Raw genomic sequence first — 17,754 nt, forward strand, 5'->3', positions numbered from 1 at the left:
GGAAAGGCGGCTTTTTAGGCCGGAAGCTCAGGCCGGCAAAGCGGCCGCCCGATCGGACCGCGCCGAATGGACGAGCAGGCACAGGCCGGCGACGAGCATCGGCACGCTCAACGTCTGGCCCATCGACAGGCCCCAGGGCAGGTGCTCGAGCCCGGCATCGGGCTGGCGGAACAGCTCGGACAGGCAGCGGGCCAGCGCATAGGTGACGAGGCCGGCGCCGAGCAGGCGGCCCGGCTTCCACCGCGCGTCGCTGCGCCAGAACAGCAGGCCGAGGACGATCATCATCACCACGCCCTCGAGCACCGCCTCGTAGAGCTGGCTCGGATGGCGGGGGATGCCGTCGCCGGCTTGTGGAAAGACCATCCCCCAGGGGACGGTGGTCGGCTTGCCCCACAATTCGCCATTGGCGAAATTGGCGAGCCGGACCAGCGCCAGCCCGAACGGGGTCGCGCAGCCGACATAGTCGCAGATCCGCACCATGCTGAGCCCGTTGCGTCGCGCGAAGACCAGCAAGGCGGTCAGCAGGCCGATCAGTCCGCCATGGAAGGACATGCCGCCCTGCCAGACCTTGAGGACGTCGACCGGATGGAGCCACATCGACGGCTGATAGAAGATCGAATAGCCGAGCCGCCCGCCGAGGATGATGCCGAACGCCGCATAGGAGACGAGATCGTCGACCTGATCGGCGGTCATCGGCGCACCCGGCTGGGCGACGAGCCGGCGAAGATAGGCCCAGCCGAGGCCGATCATCGCGATATAGCTGAGCGCGTACCAGCGGATCACCGCGAAGCCGAGATCGATCGCGATCGGGGACAGATGCAGATCCTGCCAGTTCAGCGGAGCGGAAGACATCGGCGGGACCTCGAAGGCAGATGTGGAGCAAGCCGGTTCATAAGCGATCCGGCGGTTTCAGTCCAAGCCCAGCGGGCGCATCGGCCCGCCGATCAGCCCGCTCACCATCGCCGCCTGGATCCAGGTCGCCGGCCATAGCTTCGAGAGCGGCCCGACGATCCGGTCGCGGACGAACGGCAATATCCGGCTGTCGGACTGGTAGACCGGGGTGAACAGCGCGGTCAGTCCTTGATAGACGCGAACATGGTGGCGCCGCAGCCGCACCGCATGGCCGATCGCGTCGGCGACCTCGCGGTGCGCGCGCAGCCCGAGGAGCAGCGCATAGGCGTCGAGCAAGGCCATGTTCGCGCCCTGGCCGAGCTGCGGGCTCGCCGAGTGCCAGGCATCGCCGAGATGGATCATGCCGGGTTCGGCGGGAGCGGCGAGGGTGCGATGCGCATAGCGCGCGAAGCTCATCTGCGCCGGGTCGACGATCTGGTCGAGCAGCGGCGCGGTCGCGGGCCATAAAGCAATGACCTCATCCTTCCACGCATCAAGCCCGTCCGTCTGCCAGGCACCGAGCCGATCGGCTCGCAGCGACCAGAAGAACGCCGCCTGTGGGCCGGCAGCGCCGGGCGGGGTGCCGATCGGGAGTACCCCGGCCATCCTGCTCGCTGCACGATAGCGCTGTTCGAGCGCGTGAGGATCGAAACCTGCCGGCCAGTCGAGGCTGCCCCAGAGCGCGCCATAAGCGAGGTCGCGACCGGTCGGGGGTGCCAGCACCGTCCGGGTGCCGAGCGTGTCGACGATCAGGTCGAACGGGCCGGCGTGCGAACCGTCGGCGAAGACGAGATGCCGGCGGTCGCCGGCGACCAGGTCGCTGCCGCCGACGGTGCGGCCGGTTTCGATGGCGATTCCGGCGGCGAGGACGGCGCCGTGGAGCAGCGCGAACAGGGTCGCGCGATGGACCGCAATCCCGAACGTGGCACGACGTCCGAGCGACGCGTAGCCGACGTCGAGCACGGTGTGGCCGCTGTCGCCGGTCTTGCCGATCAGCCGGTCGATCCGCGCGCCCTGCGTGATCAGTGCATCCTCGAGCCCGAGAATGCGCAATATCGCGCGTCCGGTCGGCTGGATCATCAGCCCCGATCCGATCGGCCGGGGGGTATCGAACCGCTCGAAGATGGTGACCCGGTGCCCGTCGCGTGCCAGCAGCAGCGCCGTGGCGAGCCCGCCCGGTCCGCAGCCCGCGACTGCGATGTCGAGCGGCGGCATCATCGGCCGGCTGCTACTCGGCGGCCTCGGGCATCGCCGAGGCGGTGGTCCAGCCGAGGCGTGGGATGTTGATCGAGCGCTTGCCCGACAGGTCGGTGCGCAGGACGAAGATGCCCTGCTCCTCCATATAGGACATCAGCCGCCGGACCCGGCCGAGCGAATGGGTGCCATAGACCCGTGCGAGCGCGGTGTCGGTCGGGGCTTCGCCGCCCTCGCGCGCGGCCTTGGCGACGAGCAGGAACGGCCCGAGCATGTCGTCGGGAAATTCGGCGCCGATCGCCAGCGCGTCGAGCCAACCCTCGTCGAGCTCGCCGAACAGGCCGGCGCGGGCCATCGCCAGGCGGCGGCGGAAGGCGGCAAGGTCGAGGCCGCTGTCGGTCAGCCGGTGCATACGGCAGCGGACCGCGAAATCCTGATAGACGACCGCGACCGCGCGATAGGTCGCGTCGGGATCGTCGACGATCTCGCGCAGCACGGTGTCGATCACCCCCTCGCGTTCGTCGTCGGGCATCGCCGGCGCCGACGGCGCCGAGGTGGGGGTCAGCGTCGGACCCGCGCGGCTGATCGTGCGCAGCAGATCGTCGGTGCTGGGCGGCGGCGACCTGGGCGGGGGTGGCGGGGGCGGGGTGTCGTCACCCGGGGCGAACAGCAGGCCCTGAAGCCCCTCGACCGGCGCCGTCGGCAGCGGCATCAGCTTGGGGCTGCCGCTGCGCGCCTGGGTCTCGACCGTACCGACCTTGACCGCGATCGGTCGGCGCGAGACCGCGGGGCCGAGCGCCAGGAACTGGCCGCGCGGCAGGTCGCGGATCGTTTCGGCCTGGCGGCGGTCCATGCCGAGCAGGTCGGCAGCGCGTGCCATGTCGATGTCGAGGAAGGTGCGCCCCATCATGAAGTTGGAGGCCTCGGCGGCAACGTTCTTGGCGAGCTTGGCGAGCCGCTGGGTCGCGATCACCCCCGCTAGACCGCGCTTGCGACCGCGGCACATCAGGTTGGTCATCGCCCCGAGCGAAGCACGGCGCGCCTCGTCGGAGACCTCGCCCGCCACCGCCGGCGCGAACAGTTGCGCCTCGTCGACGACGACCAGCACCGGATACCAATGATCGCGCGGCGCATCGAACAAGGCCGACAGGAAGGTCGCGGCACAGCGCATCTGCGCCTCGACCTCGAGTTCGTCGAGCGCGAGCACCACCGAGGCGCGATGCTCGCGGATGCGGGTGGCGATCCGGCCGATCTCGACCTCGCTATGCTCGCCGGCATTGACCACGACATGGCCGAAGCGATCGGCCAGGGTGACGAAATCGCCCTCGGGGTCGATCACCACCTGCTGGACCAAACCGGCCGATCCTTCGAGCAGCCGGCGCAGCAGATGCGACTTGCCCGACCCCGAATTGCCCTGGACGAGCAGGCGCGTCGCCAGCAGCTCCTCGATGTCGAAGGAGACCGTCTGGTGCGTATCGCTGGTGCCCATGTCGATTCGTGCCGTCACGCTGCACCTCTTGGCGGATCGACGCACGTCGGTACAAGCGCGCGCGCGCAGAAAACTGTGGATGGAACGGGTGCCGATCGGGATGACGCGGACATCATGCGGGGTTATATGACCCGCCATGACCGATCCTGCAGAGCTCACCGCCGTCCCCAGCCTGTCGCTGGCCGCTTCCGAAACCGATCCCGAGGGCTTCGCCCAGGCGATCGGCCAGTCTTTCGAGCGCTTCGGCTTCGCCGTGGTCGCCGATCATGGCATCCCCGCCGACCTGATCGCAGAGGCCGAGGCCAAGTCGAAGGCCTTCTTCGCGCTCCCCGAAGAGGTGAAGCGCAGCTATCGGATCGACGGTGGCGGCGGCGCGCGCGGCTATACCGCGTTCCGGGTCGAGACCGCGAAGGACCATAAGGAAGCCGATCTCAAGGAGTTCTGGCATGTCGGGCGCGAGCTGCCGGCGGGCCATCCCTATGAGAAGGACATGGCGCCGAACGTCTGGCCGAAGGAGGTCGAGGATTTCCGCGAGGTCTATCTGCGGCTGTTCGACGCCTTCGACGCGGCCGGCCTGCGTATCCTGTCGGCGATCGCGCGCTATCTGAAGCTCGACCCGCATTTCTTCGACGACACCGTCAAGGACGGCAACAGCGTGCTGCGGCTGCTCCATTATCCGCCGATCGGCCCCGATGCCCCCGGCATCCGCGCCGGCGCGCATGAGGATATCAACACCATCACCCTGCTGCTCGGCGCCGAGGAGGGCGGCCTCGAACTGCTCGACAAGAGCGGCGAATGGCTGGCGGTCGGCATCGCGCCGGGCGAGCTGGTGGTGAACATCGGCGACATGCTGCAGCGGCTGACCAACAAGCTGCTGCCGTCGACCAGCCACCGGGTGATGAACCCGCCGCCCGAGCGCCGCGGCTTCGCGCGCTTCTCGATGCCGTTCTTCCTGCATTTCCGCCCCGACTATCTGATCGAGACGCTGCCGGAGACGATCACCGCCGACCGGCCGAACCAGTTCCCCGAGCCGATCACCGCGCATGAATTTCTCCAGCAGCGGTTGCGCGAGATCAAATTGATCTGACTTTCCGGTTGGGGGTGGCGTCGACGTTCCGCCCCAAATCGCGCTAGCCTTTCCCCAATCAAAGGGGATCTCATGCGTTTCACCAACTGTCTGGCCGCCGCCGCGCTGGCCGTTTCCGCCATGTCCGCGCACGCCGCCGAGGACAAGAAGCCCGACGCGCCCGAGGCGCCGGTGCCGCCGCCGATCGTCTCGGTCACCCACCACAAGGGCGTGTTCGGCGGCCAGGCGGTCAGCTACACCGCGACTACCGGCGAGACCTATCTCAAGGACAAGGACGGCAAGCCGCTCGCGGCGATCTTCTCGACCGCCTATATCAAGGACGGTCTGGCGGATCCGACGAAGCGGCCGATCACCTTCCTGTTCAACGGCGGCCCGGGATCGGGATCGGTCTGGCTGCACATGGGCGCGTTCGGGCCGAAGCGGGTGGTGATCCCGTCGGATGCCAAGGATGACGGCGCGCCGCCCTATCCGCTGATCGACAATCCCGACAGCCTGCTCGACGCGACCGACATCGTCTTCATCGATCCGGTCGGCACCGGTTTCGCGCATGCGATCGGCAAGAAGGACCCGCAGGATTATTGGGGGGTGAGCGCCGACGCCAAGTCGGTCGCCGAGTTCATCCGGATGTGGCTCAACGACAATGGCCGCTGGAACAGCCCCAAATTCCTCGGCGGCGAAAGCTATGGCACCAGCCGCTCGGCGGCGGTCGCGAACGAGCTCGAGGGCGAATATAACGACGTGTCGCTGAACGGGATCATCCTGATCTCGACGATCCTCGATTTCTCGGCGGTGTCGGGGACCCAGGGCAACGAGATGCCCTATATCCTCAACCTGCCGTCGATGGCGACGACCGCCTGGTACCACCACAAGATCGCCAATCCGCCGGCCAGCGCGCCGGCGATCGCCGAGGAGGCGCGCGCCTTCGCGATCGGGCCCTATGCGGCGGCGCTGCTCAAGGGCAACAGGCTCGGCGCCGAGGAGCGGGCGAGCGTCCGCCAGCAGCTCGCGCGGCTGACCGGCCTGTCCGAGCAGTTCGTCGACAATGCCGACCTGCGGGTGTCGCCCAGCCGCTTCTACAAGGAATTGCTGCGGGACCGCGGGGTGACCGTCGGCCGGCTCGACACCCGCTATACCGGGGTCGACTATGACCGGGCGGGCGAGGATCCCGACAATGATCCGAGCTTCTATGCGATCGATGGCGCCTATACCGCGGCGATCAATTCCTATCTGCGCGACGACCTCAAGCTGAAGATGGATCGCTCCTATGTGACGATCGGCAGCGTCGGCCGCTGGAAATGGCAGCTCGAGGGCGGGCGCGGCCGCGACAGCGACGTCTATGTCAATGTCGCGCCCTATATCGGCAAGGCGCTGCGCGAGAATAGCGGGCTCAAGGTCTTCGTCGGCCAGGGCTGGTATGATTTCGCGACGCCGTTCTTCGGCGCCGAATATGCGCTGTCGCGGACCGGCTTCGACGCGAGCCGGATCGAGTTCCATTATTATGACGCGGGCCACATGATGTATGTGCGCGGGCCCGACCTGCAGAAATTGTCGGGGGATATAAGGACGTTCATCAACAGCCGGACGACGGGGCGGGCGAACTGATATTGTAAGGCCCCTCCCTGCAAGGGAGGGGCTTAGAAAAAATCACCCCCGCCCGCGATACCCGGCGACGCCCTGGTCGGGGACCCAAAGCCCCTCGGGCGGGGCGCCCGATTGCCAGAAGACGTCGATCGGGATGCCGCCGCGCGGGTACCAGTAGCCGCCGATGCGCAGCCAGCGCGGCTGCATCTCGTCGAACAGGCGCTGGCCGATGCCGACGGTGCAGTCCTCGTGGAAGGCCTGGTGGTTGCGGAACGCGCCGAGGAACAGTTTGAGCGACTTGGATTCGACGATCGTCTCGCCGGGGGCATAGTCGATCACCAGATGCGCGAAGTCGGGCTGGCTGGTCACCGGGCAGAGCGAGGTGAATTCGGGCGCGGCGAAGCGCACCAGATAGAGCGTGCCGGCACGCGGGTTGGGGACATAGTCGAGGACGGCGTCTTCGGGCGAGGCGGGGAGCGCGCTGCTCTGGCCGAGATGGAGCGGAGTCATGCGCGGCTCCTTAACCGAGCGCGGCCTGATCCGCTACCTCGGGGCTTGCGCGCGCGGCCGGCGGGCGCGAAAGCAGGCGCCATGGACATGCTGATCACCACCGAGTGGCTCGAGGCCGAGCTGGGCGCCCCCGATCTGGTGGTGCTCGACGCCACCTATCATGCGCTCGATCCGTCGCGCGATGCGCGCGTCGAATATGAGGCGGGCCATATCCCGACCGCACAGCATCTCGATCTGGCGAGCCTGAAGGATGCGACCTCGGACCTGCCCGGGATGATCCCGCCCGCCGATGTCTTCGAGGCGCGGATGCGCGCGCTCGGGATCGGCGACGACAGCCGGATCGTCCTCTACGACAACGCCGCGCACCGCACCTCGGCGCGAGCGTGGTGGATGTTGCGGATGTTCGGGGCACGGCAGGTCAGCATCCTCGACGGCGGGCTGTTCGCCTGGGTGAACGAGAAGCGGCCGATCGTCGGCGGCCCTGCCGATCCGGTCGAGCCCGGCGATTTCCACGCGGTGCGCGAGGCCGGGGCGGTGCGCGACCTCGACCAGATGAAGGCCAATGTCGCGAGCGCCGCCGAGCAGGTGCTCGACGCGCGCGGTACCAAGCGCTTCACCGGCGAAGAGGGCGACCCGCGCGGGCTGGCCGCCGGGCATATCCCGGGATCGCGCAGCCTGCCTTACGACCGGATGCTCGATGCCGACGGGCGCTTCAAGGACACCGCGGCGCTGAAGGCCGCATTCGACGCCGCGGAGATCGACTGGTCGCAGCCGCTGGTCACCACCTGCGGGTCGGGGGTGACCGCGTCGGTGCTGCTGTTCGGCGCGGCCCTGCTCGGCAAGACCGACCTCGCGCTCTACGACGGATCGTGGAGCGAATGGGGCGCGCGTCCCGAAACCGACAAGGCGACGGGCGCGGCATGAGCGAAGCCGATGAGGGCAAGGGTACCGGTACCCGGCTGGTCGCGGCCGGACGCCGCAAGGAATGGACCCGCGGGATCGTCAACGTGCCGGTGTGGCGCGCCTCGACGATCTTGTTCGACAGCGTCGCCGACCTGCGGGCGGCGGGCAAGCGCCCCAATGACGGGCTCTATTATGGCCGCCGCGGCACCCCGACCCAATGGGCGCTGGCCGAGGCGCTGACCGAACTCGAACCCGGCGCGGCGGGGACGATGCTCTATCCGTCGGGGGTCGCCGCGATCGCGACCGCCTTGCTGTCGGTGCTGTCGCCCGGCGACGAACTGCTGATGGTCGACAGCGCCTATGAGCCGAGCCGCGCCTTCTGCGAGAATATCCTGCGGCCGATGGGGATCACCACCCGCTATTATGATCCGCTGGTCGGGGCCGGCATTGCCGAGCTGATCGGCGATTCGACCCGCGCGGTGTTCCTGGAAAGCCCGGGGAGCCTCACCTTCGAGGTGCAGGACATCCCCGCGATCGTCGCGGCGTGCCGGGCGCGCGGCATCGTCACCCTGCTCGACAACACCTGGGCGACGCCCTTGCTGCTGCCGGCGATGGCGCTGGGCATCGACATCTCGATCCTCGCCTGCACCAAATATATCGTCGGCCATTCGGACGTGATGATGGGGTCGGCGACCGCCAACGCGGCGCGGTTCGAGCGGTTGCGGCGCACCACCCATTCGCTCGGCCACTGTGTCGGCGCCGACGATGCCTATCTGGCGCTGCGCGGTCTACGCACGCTCGACGTGCGGATGAAGCAGCACGAGGTGGGCGCAATCGAGATCGCGCGCTGGCTCGAAGGCCGTCCGGAAGTCGCGCAGATACTGCATCCGGCCTTTGAAAGCTGCCCGGGCCATGCGCTGTGGAAGCGCGATTTCGCCGGAGCGTCGGGTCTGTTCTCGATCGTGATGCAGGGCGGCGGCGATGCCGCGCGCAGCGCGTTCATCGACGGACTCGCGCATTTCGGGATCGGCTATAGTTGGGGGGGCTATGAAAGCCTCGCGCTGCCGATCGACCCGGCGCCGCTGCGCACCGCGACCGGCTGGACCGCGGCGGGGCCGGCGATCCGCTTCCATATCGGGCTCGAGGACCCGGCCGACCTGATCGCCGACCTCGAGGCCGGGCTCGCGCGCTACGCGGCGGCCTGATCCCGCCACAATCGACTCACTCGGGCAACAATAGCTCCATCCGCCGGACGGCGTCGGCGACCATGTCCGACAGCAGCTTCGCGGCGGCGATCGTGGCGGGGCCGGGATTCGCCTGCGCGGCGATCAGCGCGTGCATGCCCGCGGCGGCGGCACGCTCGGTCTCGACCGCGATCGCCTCGATCCGCCGCTGGGCGATCGAGCAGGTGCGGATGTAGCGGCGGGCGAAGCCATCCTCTTGTCGCGGCGCGGAATTTTCGACCGGCGCGGCAACCGCATGATCGACCGCGCGCAGCGCCGATATCGCAGTTGCAAAGGCCTGGAGCGGGTCGGCGGCGACCGGTTCGGGCGACGAAACGACCCTCAATTCCCGCGCTGCCATGCCCATAGTCGCTGCCGTCCCCCAGATGGAACGGCCATTTTGTTCAGTCGGTCTTAATATTGCGTCAATCGCGTTGACCGCTTTGTAAGCAAACAATTGCAGGTGCCCGGGAAAGGTTACAAAACTGTTGCTGCGTGGCAACACTGTTAACGAAGTTGCTACCATGTTTCCAATTTGCGTTGTGCGGCGCGGGAGGCTGCTGCACATAAGCGGGGCTTCGCTTGGCAGCCTAACCCGTCCCCAAAGGGGTTCACAGAGGTCCGGCCCAGGCGTGCAGGGGAACGGATTGCAGACCAATATAAGGGGTTATTCCTATGCGCGCTTCCTTCCTCGGCCTTTCGGCCCTCGCACTTGTGGCCGCCGCGTCGCCGGCACTGGCGCAGGATGCACCGGCCTCCGACTTCACCCTCACCGGCTCGGCCGCGCTGACCAGCGACTATCGCTTCCGCGGCATCTCGCAGAGCGGCAAGCGCCTCGCGCCGCAGGCGAGCGCCACGCTGACCCACAGCTCGGGCTTCTATGCCAGCTTCTGGTCGTCGGCGATCGACGATTATGTCGCAGCGGGCGCCGATGCCGAGCTCGACCTGATCGGTGGCTATTCGACCACTTATGAGGGCGTCACCCTCGACGGCGGCTTCCTCTATTATGTCTATCCGAGCGCGTCGAAGGGCACGAACACCGATTTCATCGAAATCTACGGTTCGGCCAAGACCGCGGTCGGCCCGGCGACGATCAAGGGCGGCTTCGCCTATGATCCCAAGCAGAAGGGCATCGCTTCGGGCACCAAGTCGAAGCAGGACAATCTCTACCTCTATGGCGAGGCGGCTTACACGATCCCCGAGACGCCGTTCGGCCTGTCGGCGCATGTCGGCTACAGCGCCGGCCGCAGCTTCCTGACCGCGAACCTGAAGAACTATGTCGATTGGAACATCGGCGCGACCTACACCTGGAAGGCAGCGACCTTCGGCATTTCCTATGTCGACACCGACGCCAAGAAGGGCGAGTTCCTGGGCAATGCGCCGGGCAACAAGAATGTCGCTTCGGCCGGTGCCGTCGCTTCGGTCACCTACGCTTTCTGATCCTTCGATCGGTTCGCCTGACAGAAGGGCCGCGACGAAAGTCGCGGCCCTTTTTCGTTCGGGGGATGATTACCGACTGGCGGCGACCAGCCGCCGGGTGACCGGATGTTCGGGGTGCGCGATCAGCCTTTCGGCGGGGCCTTGCTCGACGATCCGGCCGGCGTCGATCACCGCGATCCGGTGGCAGAGCCGCCGCGCGACCGCGAGGTCGTGGGTGATCATCAGGATCGCGAGGCCGCGCTCGCGCTGCAGCCGGCCGAGCAGGTCGAGGATCGATCCCGCCACCAGCATGTCGAGCGCCGAGGTCGCCTCGTCGAGCAGCAGCATCTGCGGTTCGGGCGCGAGCGCCCGGGCGATCGCGACCCGCTGCGCCTGGCCGCCCGACAGGCTGGCGGGCCGGCGGTCGGCAAAGCCGGCATCGAGGCCGACCTCGTCGAGCATGATGGCGACCCGCTGCCGGCGTGCCGCCCCGTCGAGCTCGGGGCGCAAATGGTGCAGCGGTTCGGCGACGATATCCCCGATCCGCCACTGGGCGTCGAGGCTGGCGAGCGGATCCTGGAACACCGGCTGCAGCCCGGCGCGATCCGACGGCCGCATCGCCTTGCGCGCGGGCAGCGGCGTGCCCTGCCACATCACCTCGCCGGCATCGATCGGGCCGAGCCGGGCGATCGCCCGGCCCAGCGTCGACTTGCCCGAGCCCGATCCGCCGACCAGCGCGACCGCCTCGCCCCGATCGACCGCGATCGATACCGAATCGACCGCGACCAGCTGCCCGCGCCGCCAGCCGGGGCGGGTGAAGGACACGCGGACGTCGCGGGCGTCGATCAGCCGGTCGCCGGTGGGACCAAGCGGTGGCGCCGGATCGCTCAATCGCGGGCTCGCGGCGATCAGTGCCCGCGCATAGGGGGTTTCGGGCGCGCGCAGCAGGATCGGCGCGGGGCCGCGCTCGATCACCGCGCCGTCCTGCATCACCAGCGCGACATCGGCATGGTCGGCGACCGCGGCGAGGTCGTGACTCACCAGCAGCACCGCGAGGCCTTCCTCGGCGCGCAGCCGATCGAGCAGCGCCATGATGTCGGCGCGCAACGCGGCGTCGAGCGCGGTGGTCGGTTCGTCGGCGACCAGAAGTTTCGGCCGGTGGGCGATCGCCATCGCGATCAGCGCACGCTGGCGCTGACCGCCCGACAGACGATGCGGATATTGGTCGAGCCGCTCGTCGGCACGATCGAGCCCGACCCGGTCGAGCGCGGCGACGAGTTCGGCGCGCGACGGGCGCGGGGCGCCGGCCTGGGTCCACGCCTCGCGCAACTGGGCGCCGATCGTCAGATGCGGGGTGAGCGCGGTCAGCGGCTGCTGGAAGACGAAGCCGACATGTGCGCCGCGCAGCCTGCGCAGCGCGGGCTCGGGCGCACCGACCAGTTCATCGCCGAGCAGCCGCGCCGATCCGGTGGCGATGCCCGGGGTGAGGCCGAACGGGGCGAGGCAGGTCTGGCTCTTGCCCGATCCCGATGCGCCGACCAGCGCGAGGCATTGGCCCGCGGCGATCTCGAACGCCATGTCGTGGACGATGGCACGGCCGTCGATCGCGATGCCGAGCCGTTCGGCGGCGAAGACGGTCATGCCGCCAGCCTGTCGCGCAGCTTCTCGCCGGCGACGGTCAGGCAGACGAGGATCGTCACCATCAGCACCCCCGGCAGCAGCAGTGCGTGCGGGGCGATGTCCATGTCGTCGGCGCCGTCCTTGAGCAAGATGCCGAGCGAGGTCATCGGCTCCTGCACGCCGAGGCCGAGGAACGATAGAAAGCTCTCGATCATCACCACCTGCGGTACTGTCAGCAGCAGATAGGCGAGCACCACCCCGGCGAGGTTGGGGAGCATATGGCGGACGACGATGGTGGCCGGGCGGGCGCCGGCGGCCTCGGCGGCGATCACGAAGGGACGTTCGCGCAAGGCCAGCATCTGGCCGCGCACCACCCGCGCCATCGTCAGCCATTCGACGAGGCCGATGCCGATGAACACGAGCAGGATCGACCGGCCGAACACCACCATCAGCAGGATGACGACGAACATGAAGGGCAGCGCGTAGAGCGCATCGACGATCCGCATCATCGCCTCGTCGATCCGCCCGCCGCACCAGCCGGCGACCGCGCCCCAGGCGGTGCCGACGAGGAGCGCGACGAGGGCGGCGGCGCCGGCGACTCCGAGCGTCACCCGGGTGCCGACCAGCGCGCGGGCGAGCAGGTCGCGGCCGACGCTGTCGGTGCCCATCACATGGCCCGCGGAGAAGGGCGGCGCGCGCACCGCATCCCAGTCGATCGTGTCATAGCTCCAGGGGATGACGAGGGGGCCGAGCAAAGCCGCCACGACGATCGTCGCCAGCAGGATCAGCGCGGTCCTCATCCGCGGACCCGCGGGTCGAGCCAGCCATAAGCGAGGTCGGCGAGCAGGTTGAACAGGATGATCAGCGCCGCGTAGAGGATGACCACGCCGAGGACGAGCGGATAGTCGCGGTTGAGCGCGCCCTGGACGAAATAGCGGCCCAGGCCGGGCAGAGCGAACACCGTCTCGATCACCACCGCGCCGGTGAGCAGCCCCGCCGCGGCCGGCCCGAGATAGCTCGCCACCGGGATCAGCGCCGGGCGCAGCGCATGGACGATCAGGATGCGCATCGGCCCGAGCCCGCGTGCGCGGGCCGAGCGGACATGGTCCTGGGCGAGCGCGGTCGCGAGGCCGGCCCGGCTGAGCTTGGCGATCGCACCGGCCGCGGGCAGTGCCAGCGCGATCACCGGCAGCACCAGATGCGCGGCGTCGCCATCGCCCCAGCCCGACACCGGCAGCCAGCCGGCGCGCAGGGCGAGCAGCAAGGCGAGAAGCGGCCCGGTGACGAAGCTCGGCAAGGCGGTGAGCAGGGTCGCGGCCAGCATCAGCACGCGGTCGGCGAATCGGCCGGCGCGACTCGCCGCGACGAGGCCGGCGCCGATGCCGAGAAGCAGCGCGACGATGAGCGCGAGCCCGCCGAGGGTCAGCGAGATCGGCAGCCCGCGTGCGACCAGTTCGGTGACGGTGAAGTCGCGATAGACCAGCGACGGCCCGAAATCGCCATGCGCCAGCCGCCAGATATAGAGGCCGACCTGTTCGGGGAGCGGGCGGTCGAGGCCATAGGCCGCCATCAGCGCGGCGCGGGTCTGCTCGTCGATCGCGCGCTCGCCGTCGAACGGGCCGCCGGGGGCGATCCGCATCAGCACGAAGGACAGGATCACCACCGCCGCCAGCGTCGGCAGCGCGGTCATCAGGCGGCGGCGGATGAGGCTCAGCATCGAGACCGCCGTCGGCCGAAGCTGCCGAAGATCAAGCGCTGTCCGTGACGGGGGCGGCCCCGGCCTCCGCCGGGGCGACGATCATTGATGGGGGTGTCGCTGCGCAGCACCCGTCCGCATCAGTTGCTGAGGGTCACTCGCGCGTCGGCATTGTCGGTGGCGGTGGCGGCGAGGATCTTGGTGGTCAGCGGACCCTTGTCGACCAGCACGGTCTGCTTGGCGGCGACCGCCGAGCGGATGCCGGGTTCGGGGACGGTGCCGGTCAGGCCGATGATGTCCTTCTCGGTCTGGCTGCGGCGCGGGGCCGATTCGGGGAACATCGCCGACAATGCCTGCTGGCTCGAATCGGCTTCCTGCGGGCGCGGGGCGCCGGGCTTGGGCGGAACCAGGGTGAAGTCGGGCGGGATGGTCAGCGGCGCGCGCTTCGAGACCATGAACTCGTCGAGGCTCGAACGGCCGGCCATGACGCCGCCCTTGTTGCTGGTACCGCATCCCGACAGGGCGACCAGCGCGACCAGCGCCGAACCGAGGATGAGCTTAGACCGCATCGACATTCTCCGAAGGAACCTTTGTCTCGCGCACGAACAGCGCGCGGACCACCAGAAGCAACACTCCGATGCTAATAGCTGCATCGGCGACATTGAACACCAAAAAGGGATGCCACCCGCCGATGTGCAGGTCGAGGAAATCGGCGACATAGCCGAGCCGCACCCGATCGGTGATGTTGCCGAGCGCCCCGCCGAGCACGCAGCCGAGTGCGACGACGTCGCCGCGCGCGGTTTCGCGCCACATCCAGATCGCGACCCCGATCGCGATGAGCGCGGTCATCGCCACCAGCATCCAGCGCTCGCGCTCGGATCCGGCGACCAGGAAGCCCAGCGACACGCCGTAATTCTCGACCCAGCGCAGGTCGAAAAAGGGGGTGATGGTGACCAGGAAGCGCTGGGGCAGCGCGAGCGGGTTGATGATGAGATATTTGCTGAGCTGGTCGAGCATCAACACGCAGGCGGCGGTGATGAGGCCGAGGATGCGGGCGTTCATCTTACCCTCTCCCCTTGTGGGAGAGAGGGCTGGTTTGCGCATGTTCACTCACCGACGACATCCTCGCAGCGAGCGCACAGCGCGCCGCTTTCGCTGACCTCGGGGAGGTGGCGCCAGCAGCGGCCGCATTTCTCATAGTCGGTCTTGGCGACTTCGAACGCGACGCGTTCGGTCGACGCGACCTCGGCGCCCAGCGCGGCGTCGCCGTCCTGGATATCGGTCTTCGCGACGATGCCGATCTCGGAAAAGTCGACCGAGCGCAGGATCGCGGTCTGGGCCGGGTCATAGCCGATCGCGGTGACGTCGACCTCGAGGCTCGATCCGACGATCTTCTCGCGGCGCAGCGGCTCGATCTGGCCGGTGAGTTTGGTGCGGAGCTGGCGCAGCACCTCCCACTTCATCCGCAGATCGTCATCGGCCCAGCCGGCATCGACCTTGGGCCATTCGAGCAGGTGGACCGAACCCGCATCGGGGAAGCGGGTGCCCCAGACTTCCTCGGCGGAAAAGCAGAGGATCGGCGCGGCATAGCGGACCAGCGCATGGAACAGGATGTCGAGCACGGTGCGATAGGCGCGGCGGGCGACCGAGGTCGGCGCGTCGCAATAGAGCACGTCCTTGCGGATATCGAAGAAGAAGGCCGACAGGTCGTTGTTCGCGAAATCGATCAGCGCGCGCGCATAGCGGTTGAGTTCGAACGCGGCGGTTGCGGCCTCGAGCTCGGTATCGAGGCTGGCGAGCAGATGGAGTACATAGCGCTCGAGCTCGGGCATGTCGGCCGGGGCGATCATCTCGGCATCGTCGAAGCCGTCGAGCGCGCCGAGCAGATAGCGGAAGGTGTTGCGCAGCTTGCGATAGGCGTCCGAGGTGGTGGCGAGCACCTCCTTGCCGATGCGGACATCCTCGAAATAGTCGGTCGAGGCGACCCACAGGCGAAGGATGTCGGCGCCGCTCTCGTTGATGATCTTGAGCGGGTCGACGACATTGCCGACCGACTTCGACATCTTGCGGCCCTGGCCATCGAGCGCGAAGCCATGGGTCAGCACCGCGTCATAGGGGGCACGGCCGCGGGTGCCGCAGCTTTCGAGCAGCGACGACTGGAACCAGCCGCGATGCTGGTCCGATCCCTCGAGATAGAGGTTGGCGCGAACGCCGGCGCCGTAGCGCGCCTCGACGGTGAAGACATGGGTCGACCCGCTGTCGAACCAGACGTCGAGGATGTCGTTGACCGGTTCATAATCGGCGGCGTCGTAATCGGGGCCGAGCAGGTCCTGATGGTCGGCGGTGAACCAGGCATCGGCGCCGCCGGCCTTGAACGCCTCGACGATCCGCGCATTGACCGCGAGGTCGCGCAGATAGTCGCCCGACTTGCTGTGGACATAGAGCGCGATCGGCACGCCCCAGGCGCGCTGGCGGCTGATCACCCAGTCGGGGCGGCCGGCGACCATCGCATGGATGCGGTTGCGCGATTTCTCGGGGACCCAGCGGGTGTGCTCGATCGCGTCGAGCGCGATCTCGCGCAGGGTGGCGCCGTTCGACGAGGGCGCTCCCGCGTTGGACGATGCGTCCTGCGCGGCGCCGGCACTGCGGTCCATGGGGATGAACCATTGCGGGGTGCAGCGAAAGATGACCTTGGCCTTCGAGCGCCAGCTGTGCGGATAGCTGTGCCTGAAGTCGGCGCTCGCCGCGAGCAGTGCGCCGGTCTCGCGCAGGTCGGTGCAGATCGGGCCTTCGGGGGCGTTGAACTTGGGATTGATCACCGATCCCTGGCCGCCCATCCACGCCCAGTCGGCGCGATATTTGCCGTCGCCCTCGACCGCGAACACCGGATCGATGCCGTTCGCCTTGCACAGGAAGAAATCGTCCTCGCCATGGTCGGGGGCCATATGGACGAGGCCGGTGCCGGCGTCGGTGGTGACGAAGTCGCCGGCGAGCAGGGGGCGCGGCTTGGCGAAGAAGCCGCCGAGCGCATGCATCGGGTGGCGGGCGATCGAGCCGGCGAGGTCGGAGCCCTTGAAAGTCGAAATCGTTTCCAACCAAGGCGCGGGTTTTTTTCCAGTGTCGGCCATTTCGACCACCGCTGATCCCATCAAGCGCCTTTCCCAAAGAGAGAGAAGCTCAGTCGCTATGATGAACTTGCGGCCTCGAAGCCTCTCAAGCGCGAGGTGGTCATGGCCGGCGAGCGTATCGTCGCCCAGTGTTGCACGGCCGCTTACGCCCATGGCCGAGAACTGAACCAGAGCATATTCGACCTCGGGCCCATAGGCCAAAGCCTGGTTGACCGGGATCGTCCAGGGCGTGGTCGTCCAGATTACCGCATAGGCACCGACCAGTTCGGGGACCCGGCTCTCGACGATCTCGAAGGCGACGTCGATCTGGGTGGAGACGATGTCCTCATATTCGACCTCGGCCTCGGCGAGCGCGGTCTTTTCGACCGGCGACCACATCACCGGCTTGGCGCCGCGGTAGAGCTGGCCGGTCTCGGCGAATTTGAGCAGTTCGCCGACGATCGCCGCCTCGGCGTCGTACTTCATCGTCAGATAGGGATCGTCCCAGTCGCCCATGACCCCCAGGCGCTTGAACTGCTCGCGCTGGATGCCGACCCATTTCTCGGCATAGGCACGGCATTCGGCGCGGAACAGGACGGGATCGACCTCGTCCTTGTTGAGCTTCTTGGCGCGATAGGCTTCCTCGACCTTCCACTCGATCGGCAGGCCGTGACAGTCCCAGCCGGGCACATAGGGCGCGTCCTTGCCGGCGAGCGACTGGCTGCGGACGATGATGTCCTTGAGGACCTTGTTCATCGCATGGCCCATATGGATGTCGCCATTGGCGTAGGGCGGGCCATCGTGGAGGATGAAGCGCTCGCGGCCGGCGCGCGCGGTGCGGAGCTGGCCGTAAAGATCGGCCTCGGCCCATTTCGCCAGAATCGCCGGCTCCTTCTGCGCCAGCCCGGCCTTCATCGGAAAGTCGGTCTTCGGCAGGAAGACGGTGTCGCGATAATCGCGCGTGCTGTTCTGGGGAGCGTCGGTCATGGGATCGTTCACATTCGGGCCCGAAAAGACGGGCGGTTGATCGCGAA

At 68.1% G+C, this 17,754-nt stretch carries 16 protein-coding genes; 5 read left to right on the top strand and 11 right to left on the bottom strand.

Translation table 11 applies throughout. The annotated features are described in order from the left end of the window. Nucleotides 1–27: 27 nt before the first annotated feature. Genes lgt through AC1RM6_RS17040 form a run of 3 tightly spaced genes read right to left on the bottom strand, consistent with a single transcriptional unit; the run spans nt 28 to nt 3,592 of the window. Nucleotides 28–852 carry a prolipoprotein diacylglyceryl transferase gene (gene lgt / locus AC1RM6_RS17030; RefSeq protein WP_493103294.1) on the bottom strand — a complete coding sequence of 275 codons (825 nt, stop codon included), beginning with the start codon at nt 850–852 and terminating at the stop codon, nt 28–30. A 57-nt stretch (nt 853–909) separates the two neighbouring features. Then, the gene (locus AC1RM6_RS17035; RefSeq protein WP_493103296.1) at nt 910–2,109 is read right to left on the bottom strand and encodes an FAD-dependent oxidoreductase; all 1,200 of its coding nucleotides are present in this window, start codon (nt 2,107–2,109) and stop codon (nt 910–912) included. 10 nt (nt 2,110–2,119) lie between these two features. After that, the gene (locus tag AC1RM6_RS17040; RefSeq protein ID WP_493103298.1) at nt 2,120–3,592 is read right to left on the bottom strand and encodes an ATP-binding protein; all 1,473 of its coding nucleotides are present in this window, start codon (nt 3,590–3,592) and stop codon (nt 2,120–2,122) included. Nucleotides 3,593–3,710: 118 nt separating this feature from the next. On the opposite strand from AC1RM6_RS17040, the gene AC1RM6_RS17045 reads away from it, so the two are divergent. Next, entirely contained in the window at nt 3,711–4,661 is a 951-nt protein-coding gene (locus AC1RM6_RS17045; RefSeq protein ID WP_493103300.1) for an isopenicillin N synthase family dioxygenase, read from the top strand. A gap of 72 nt (nt 4,662–4,733) precedes the next feature. Further along, the gene (locus AC1RM6_RS17050) at nt 4,734–6,263 is read left to right on the top strand and encodes a S10 family peptidase (protein ID WP_493103302.1); all 1,530 of its coding nucleotides are present in this window, start codon (nt 4,734–4,736) and stop codon (nt 6,261–6,263) included. 42 nt (nt 6,264–6,305) lie between these two features. On the opposite strand, the gene queF is transcribed toward AC1RM6_RS17050, so the two are convergent. Beyond that, nucleotides 6,306–6,752, bottom strand: a complete 447-nt coding sequence (queF, locus tag AC1RM6_RS17055; RefSeq protein WP_493103303.1) for a preQ(1) synthase — start codon at nt 6,750–6,752, stop codon at nt 6,306–6,308. 81 nt (nt 6,753–6,833) lie between these two features. Here queF and AC1RM6_RS17060 point away from each other — a divergent pair, with 81 nt between their 5' ends. Further along, complete coding sequence (locus AC1RM6_RS17060) at nt 6,834–7,676, top strand: sulfurtransferase (protein WP_493103305.1); 843 nt, start codon at nt 6,834–6,836, stop codon at nt 7,674–7,676. Next, nucleotides 7,673–8,860 carry a cystathionine beta-lyase gene (metC, locus tag AC1RM6_RS17065; RefSeq protein WP_493103306.1) on the top strand — a complete coding sequence of 396 codons (1,188 nt, stop codon included), beginning with the start codon at nt 7,673–7,675 and terminating at the stop codon, nt 8,858–8,860. Before AC1RM6_RS17060 ends, metC begins: the two co-directional genes overlap by 4 nt. A gap of 16 nt (nt 8,861–8,876) precedes the next feature. Here the strand turns inward: metC and AC1RM6_RS17070 are convergent, their stop codons facing one another. Next, nucleotides 8,877–9,239: a hypothetical protein gene (locus AC1RM6_RS17070; RefSeq protein ID WP_493103308.1), complete on the bottom strand. Its 363-nt coding sequence runs from the start codon at nt 9,237–9,239 to the stop codon at nt 8,877–8,879. A 314-nt stretch (nt 9,240–9,553) separates the two neighbouring features. Here AC1RM6_RS17070 and AC1RM6_RS17075 point away from each other — a divergent pair, with 314 nt between their 5' ends. Further along, nucleotides 9,554–10,318 (top strand): TorF family putative porin, encoded by a 765-nt coding sequence (locus AC1RM6_RS17075; protein WP_493103310.1) that lies wholly within the window; start codon nt 9,554–9,556, stop codon nt 10,316–10,318. Nucleotides 10,319–10,387: 69 nt separating this feature from the next. On the opposite strand, the gene AC1RM6_RS17080 is transcribed toward AC1RM6_RS17075, so the two are convergent. From AC1RM6_RS17080 to AC1RM6_RS17105, 6 genes are all read right to left on the bottom strand, one after another. Continuing rightward, a complete protein-coding gene (locus AC1RM6_RS17080; protein WP_493103312.1) occupies nt 10,388–11,938 on the bottom strand; it encodes an ATP-binding cassette domain-containing protein in 1,551 nt (516 codons plus the stop codon). Beyond that, nucleotides 11,935–12,717 carry an ABC transporter permease gene (locus AC1RM6_RS17085; RefSeq protein ID WP_493103314.1) on the bottom strand — a complete coding sequence of 261 codons (783 nt, stop codon included), beginning with the start codon at nt 12,715–12,717 and terminating at the stop codon, nt 11,935–11,937. Before AC1RM6_RS17085 ends, AC1RM6_RS17080 begins: the two co-directional genes overlap by 4 nt. Beyond that, nucleotides 12,714–13,634 carry an ABC transporter permease gene (locus AC1RM6_RS17090; protein WP_493103316.1) on the bottom strand — a complete coding sequence of 307 codons (921 nt, stop codon included), beginning with the start codon at nt 13,632–13,634 and terminating at the stop codon, nt 12,714–12,716. The genes AC1RM6_RS17085 and AC1RM6_RS17090 overlap by 4 nt, the downstream gene beginning before the upstream one ends. 119 nt (nt 13,635–13,753) lie before the next feature. Then, nucleotides 13,754–14,182 (bottom strand): DUF3035 domain-containing protein, encoded by a 429-nt coding sequence (locus AC1RM6_RS17095; RefSeq protein WP_493103318.1) that lies wholly within the window; start codon nt 14,180–14,182, stop codon nt 13,754–13,756. After that, nucleotides 14,172–14,675, bottom strand: coding sequence for a signal peptidase II (gene lspA / locus AC1RM6_RS17100; RefSeq protein WP_493103320.1), 504 nt, complete (start codon nt 14,673–14,675; stop codon nt 14,172–14,174). Before lspA ends, AC1RM6_RS17095 begins: the two co-directional genes overlap by 11 nt. A gap of 44 nt (nt 14,676–14,719) precedes the next feature. Beyond that, nucleotides 14,720–17,707 (bottom strand): isoleucine--tRNA ligase, encoded by a 2,988-nt coding sequence (locus tag AC1RM6_RS17105; RefSeq protein ID WP_493103322.1) that lies wholly within the window; start codon nt 17,705–17,707, stop codon nt 14,720–14,722. Nucleotides 17,708–17,754: the final 47 nt, after the last annotated feature.

Source organism: Rhizorhabdus sp. GW822-FHT03C02 (genome assembly GCF_058801765.1).